Origin of the sequence: Microbacterium sp. CPCC 204701, assembly GCF_004010105.1 — a bacterium.
Taxonomy (GTDB): Bacteria; Actinomycetota; Actinomycetes; order Actinomycetales; family Microbacteriaceae; genus Microbacterium.
This window is the reverse complement of record NZ_RRYE01000313.1, coordinates 1-3,577: the sequence shown is the minus strand read 5'-3', so window position 1 is coordinate 3,577 and position 3,577 is coordinate 1. Positions and strand designations below refer to the sequence as shown.

At 71.7% G+C, this 3,577-nt stretch carries 4 protein-coding genes and 1 pseudogene; 1 reads left to right on the top strand and 4 read right to left on the bottom strand.

The genetic code is table 11. From position 1 onward, the window contains the following. The 3 genes and pseudogenes from EIO58_RS14525 to EIO58_RS14515 form a co-directional block, all read right to left on the bottom strand. Positions 1-439: pseudogene (locus EIO58_RS14525) on the bottom strand (hypothetical protein); the annotation flags it as partial. Positions 440-508: 69 nt separating this feature from the next. Continuing rightward, positions 509-976 (bottom strand): hypothetical protein, encoded by a 468-nt coding sequence (locus EIO58_RS14520; RefSeq protein ID WP_127820126.1) that lies wholly within the window; start codon positions 974-976, stop codon positions 509-511. After that, positions 966-1,580 carry an RNA polymerase sigma factor gene (locus EIO58_RS14515; protein WP_127820125.1) on the bottom strand — a complete coding sequence of 205 codons (615 nt, stop codon included), beginning with the start codon at positions 1,578-1,580 and terminating at the stop codon, positions 966-968. The genes EIO58_RS14520 and EIO58_RS14515 overlap by 11 nt, the downstream gene beginning before the upstream one ends. 164 nt (positions 1,581-1,744) lie before the next feature. Here EIO58_RS14515 and EIO58_RS14510 point away from each other — a divergent pair, with 164 nt between their 5' ends. Next, positions 1,745-2,479, top strand: coding sequence for a glutamine amidotransferase-related protein (locus EIO58_RS14510; protein ID WP_127820124.1), 735 nt, complete (start codon positions 1,745-1,747; stop codon positions 2,477-2,479). Between the two features lies 1 nt (position 2,480). On the opposite strand, the gene EIO58_RS14505 is transcribed toward EIO58_RS14510, so the two are convergent. After that, a complete protein-coding gene (locus EIO58_RS14505; protein WP_240658890.1) occupies positions 2,481-3,329 on the bottom strand; it encodes a tryptophan-rich sensory protein in 849 nt (282 codons plus the stop codon). Positions 3,330-3,577: the final 248 nt, after the last annotated feature.

Below are 3,577 nucleotides of genomic sequence, written 5' to 3'. Positions count from 1 at the left end.
TCGCGTCGGTTCGAGACGAAGTCCCATCGGGCCCCGTCGACCGCTCCTGCGCGCCGTCGGCCAGGCGCGCCGCGACCAGCAGGTCACGGCGCGCCTGCTGCAGCAGTCGCCACGCATCCACCGGCGGCACCGGCTCGTCATCGCGCCCCTCGCGCGGCGACTGCACGATCCGGGCGCGGCTCAGGAGGCCGCCGGCGTTGCGCGTCCGGACCGTTTCGAGCTCGATGTCCCACCCCAGCTTCCCTGCCGCGTCCTTCAACACCCGGGTCGCCGCTGCAGGGTCGCCCGACACGACCAGGTGGCTCGGAACGTACACCGTGCCATAGGCCTGGAGTCCCGGGATCGGCTCACGGCGCGGGTCGAGGACGACCCCCTTCGGCTCGCCTGCGACCTCGCGTTCGCGCCAAGTGCGTCGTGCCGTGCTCTCATCCCGGGGCATGTGTTCTCCTCACAGACAGCAGAATCCGCGGCCCCACGGCCGCGGCATCCGGATTCCTCATCGTGCGTGTCAGACCTCGAACTGGGGAGTCTGGAAGTCCCTGAGCTCGCCGTCGGCGGCCCGCACGACCAGACGCAGCCGGGCCACTCCCGGCGTCACCTCTTCGAACGCGAAGCGGCCGTGCTCGCCGGGGTCGGCGGCCCACTCCCGCTCCCCCTGCACCAGCCGGATGGCAAGGGCCGTGGCATCCACCCATCCGTCGACGCGGCGCCCGCCATCCTCGGTGGCCGTCACGTGCAGCAGCACGCTCGTCGTGCCGTCACTGAACTGCAGCGTCGCCGTGTCGTTCTCGCCGCGCACAGCGGCGAACGAGCCCTCGACGAGCGTCAGCAGCGCGTACTCGCGCGAGAGATCTTCGACGGCGACCGCCGCCACCATGCGGTCGACGAGGTCGGCCGGCACCGGGTCGACCTCCTCCCACATGTGCCGCATGCGCGCGAAGAGCGCGGCATCGGCCGCGAAGTCCTCAGTCTCCATCGTCGTCCCCCCATCCGTCGCCTTCGAGTGCGGCGCGAAGCTTCGCGAGACAGCGCTGCCGCGTCGGCCCGATCGACCCGATCGGCATCGCGAGATCCTGGGCGATGCGCGCGTAGTCGGGGCGGTCCTCGAACGCGACGATCCGCAGCAGGCGCTGGCATCGTTCGTTGAGCGTTCCGACCGCCGTCCACAGGCGACGGGTCTCGTCGTCCTGGGTGGCGGTCTGCTCGGCAGATTCGTGGACAGGGAGATGGGGTTCGAGCGACTCGGCCTCGGTCGGATCTGCTCGCCGGTGGTGCTTGCCGACGCGCCACGCCTCGCGGCGGGCGCACATCGTGAGCCACCCCGACACCGCCTGCGGGTCCTGGATGGTCTCGTGCCGGCGCACCAGCGTCAGCCACGTCGTCTGCACGACGTCCTGTGCCAGTGAATGGTCGAGTCCGTACGCGCGCACGACGTGCCAGAGCGGTGGCGACATGAGACGGACGAGCTCGTCCATCGCGCGGCCGTCACCCTCTCGCCATCGTACGAACAGCGCCGCGGCACGCTGCCATCGCGCCGGCTCTACGGAGTCGACGGATGCCTCGGCGTCCGGTTGCGTCATGACGCCCATTCTGTCCACACCATGACCGAGTGCGATAGTCCGTGCCTGATACACCCGGTCCACGGGTTCTCCGTGAGACGGCATCTGACCGCCGAGAGGCTGGGTGTTACCCAGGATCTCGGCGGCCAGATGCCGTCTCACCGGTCCGGCCTACAATTCCTGGCATGACGACCGCCCCCCTGCTCTATGTGTGCGTGCGGCCGCAGGAGGGAGCCGCCGCGGCGGAGTACGAGTCGTTCCGTTCGGCGATGCACCTGACGCCCGAGGAGTTCGCCCGTCACGACCTCGTGCGCGAGCCGCTCCCCGCCGACGCGTTCGAGCGGTATCGCGGATTCCTCGTGGGCGGGAGCCCCTTCAACGTGACCGACCCCGAGTCGACCAAGACCGATGCGCAGCGCCGACTCGAGGCCGACCTGGCGCGCATCGCGAAAGCGGCCGCGGCGGGCGACGGTCCGGCGGCCCTCTTCACCTGCTACGGCATCGGCGTCGCGACGCGCGCCCTCGGCGGGACGGTGAGCCGCGCGTTCCCCGAAGACACGGGCCCGGTGTCGATCGCACTCACCCCGGTCGCGGGCGCCGACCCTGTGTTCGGCGGACTCGCCGACCGGTTCACCGCGCTGACGGCCCACAAGGAGGGCACCGAGTCGCTCCCGCCCGGTGCGAGGCTGCTGGCCTCCAACGACGCGTGCCCCGTGCAGGCGTACGGGATCGGCGACCGCCTCTACGCGACGCAGTTCCATCCCGAGCCGACGACCACGGCCTTCACCGAGCGCATGGCGGTCTACCGCGACGACGGCTACTTCGAGTCCCACGCCTTCGACGAGGTCGCCGGACGCGTGCTCGCGGCATCCGTCACCGAGCCGGTGCGGCTCCTCCGTGCCTTCGGCGCTGCCGCCTGAATCATGCCGAGGCGTTGCGCATCCCGATGACCTGCTGCAGCACCTTCCCGACGAGCGGCGTTCCCGTCACGATCACGGCGCCGACGATCGCGGCGATGCCGACGCCGGCGTCGTGGGGGTCACCGGCCAGCCGCGCGACCGCGATCCAGACCAAGCCCCATCCCATCGCGAGCCCGGGCGCGAGCCGCCAGCGGCTCCACCACGCGATCACCACGCCGACCACTGCGATCAGCACGACCGTCGCGACGCCCCACCCGGTCGCACCTCCGCCGTCTTCGCCGGTCGCCGGCGCGAGCCAGGCCGCGATGTTCGCCACGGTGGCCACGGTCACCCAGCCGAGGTGCAGGCCCGTGACACCGTCGATGAGCACGCTGTCGGCGACACCGCGGCCGGGGAACGCCATCGTCACGTGGAACGCCACGGCGAGTGCGATCAGCAGCAGCACGATCACGAGCACCGTCAGCGGCAGCGAGGCGAACTGCGCCGCGACCAGCCACAGGCCGTTCAGCACCATCGTTCCGGCGACGAGCGCACCGAGCGCGCGCTGGCGCTCTCGCGGGCGCTGGCGGGGGAACACCTGCCACGCGGTGTACCCAAGGAGTCCGAGATAGATGACGTTCCAGATCCCGAAGGCGGGCCCCGCGGGCGCCAGGTACGAGCCGTCCGCGTCGAGTGCGCCGTCCTGCACGTCCTGGATCGGGGTTCCGCCGAACGCTCCGACGCCCAGCAGCGCAGCCACGATCATGAAGCAGAACGCGCAGATCACCGCGACCTGGCGGGCGGCGTCCTTCCTGCGCTCGCGCTCGGGCGCGCGCGCGGGCGCGAGCTTGGAGGCTGCCGGAGTGTCCACTCGGTCACCGTAGGGCCGCCACGGTGCCGGTCGCAGCGGGTTGACAACGGCCCGCTCGCGCCCTATCGGCGGCGGGGGGGTCAGGCGCCGGGCGGCGGCTTGAGGAGCAGTCCGATCCGCTCGTCGAGGTACCGCTCCAGCGGCACGAAGCCTCCGGCTGCGCTCCACCGGACGCTCACGACGCCGTCCGCCCATGTGAGGGGGCCGGATGCCTCGCCCCGGTCGACCGCGTCGGCGTCCAGCGTCCG